This is a genomic window from Okeania sp. SIO2C9 (assembly GCF_010672455.1).
GTDB lineage: Bacteria > Cyanobacteriota > Cyanobacteriia > Cyanobacteriales > Microcoleaceae > Okeania.
The window spans coordinates 1-1,295 of record NZ_JAAHGO010000249.1; the positions used below are offsets into that span (position 1 = coordinate 1).

Annotated in this window: 2 protein-coding genes; both read right to left on the reverse strand. The window is 36.0% G+C overall.

The window, feature by feature from the left end:
* Nucleotides 1-37: 37 nt before the first annotated feature.
* A complete protein-coding gene (locus F6K23_RS40725) occupies nt 38-931 on the reverse strand; it encodes an RNA-guided endonuclease InsQ/TnpB family protein (protein ID WP_367267983.1) in 894 nt (297 codons plus the stop codon).
* 107 nt (nt 932-1,038) lie between these two features.
* Nucleotides 1,039-1,245, reverse strand: a complete 207-nt coding sequence (locus F6K23_RS40730) for a hypothetical protein (protein WP_293166929.1) — start codon at nt 1,243-1,245, stop codon at nt 1,039-1,041.
* Nucleotides 1,246-1,295 lie beyond the last annotated feature (50 nt).

The following is a 1,295-nucleotide window of genomic DNA, read 5'->3' on the forward strand; positions in this document are numbered from 1 at the left end:
ACCGTACGAAAAAAACTGTAGAAAATTGTAACAGCTTTTATCTTGATATTGGATTAACCAATACTGGCTGTACGGCACAGCTCACTATTCCCTCGGCAGTAAATGCCTCTGGGAATTTCTTTCTGATAATTTGAATACTACCATTGATATCCGCATTAATCACTTTACCAGTTCCACTTCTAAACAAACCACGTTTGACTCGTTTTCCCACATAATTTTCATGGCTTAAGGGCAATTCTAGGTCAAGTGCAGAAGTTTTACTGGTGTAACTTTCTTCCGTTTCCATGACTTTGATACCAGCAAGTTCACATTTATAAGTTATCTGTTGAATTAACTTATAGTGAGGTATTTGAGTAAAATTTTGGTTGTTTTTTTTGCCTATATTTGCACCTTGTTTCCAGTTATCATTTTTTCCAATTACTACAGTGCCAATATTATTTGTGGTTAAATACTCAACCACTAAGAAACTGGTGTTATGCAGATAATTCTCCACAAAACGATTTCGATGATAACTCAATGCTTCAATCTTACGACTGGTTTTTCTGTTGCCTTTGAGATGACTTTGGTACTTAGCTTTACGCTTGTTATATAATTGATTGACGCTTTTTAGTGGCTTCCCATTAATCAGCAGTGGTTTGACACCAAGCTTATTTGTAGATAGAGCTACTAACCGGTCAATCCCTAAGTCTATTCCGGCTACAGATGTTGAATGTATTTGGGGCTGATTTGTTTTTTCATACACAACTTCAATTATATAGCAGGCAGTCGCAGGTACTATCCTGACTTCGATGACAGTATCCACAACTACAGGTATTTTGATTTCACTCATGGATAAGTGACAAATACCATCTTTTAAAGGGGCTTTATAGACTGATTCCTTTGAATATATAACTACATTTCTACCTTTGCTTTTGTCCTTATATTTGGGTATTTTGGGTTTACCTAAAAACTTCCCTGGATGTGCGCGACCATTCTTTTATAGCCTGAAAATAACCATGCCAAGTGGCAACCAAGCATTTGATTATTTGTTTTGATACTTTAGTTGGTAATGCTCGCTCCGGCATCGCTATCTTTGGTGGTGTGGTACAGTTTAGTTAAATCCAGACTATGACCAGTACAGAAAAAATGTTGACGACAGTAATAATTAGCCAAATTATACAAGTTTTTTGACTTAAAGGCTAACTCATCACACACTCGCCAAAAGTTATGTGTTCGGTTAATAATATGTCTGTCAACAAGTCGCATTCACATGAATTATTTCCTAAGCTTTAGTTGCCTATTTAATATTAACACAC

What these genes read in the sequence shown, in the direction of transcription:
- F6K23_RS40730 (WP_293166929.1), bottom strand. Translation starts at nt 1,245, where the DNA reads ATGCGACTTGTTGACAGACATATTATTAACCGAACACATAACTTTTGG.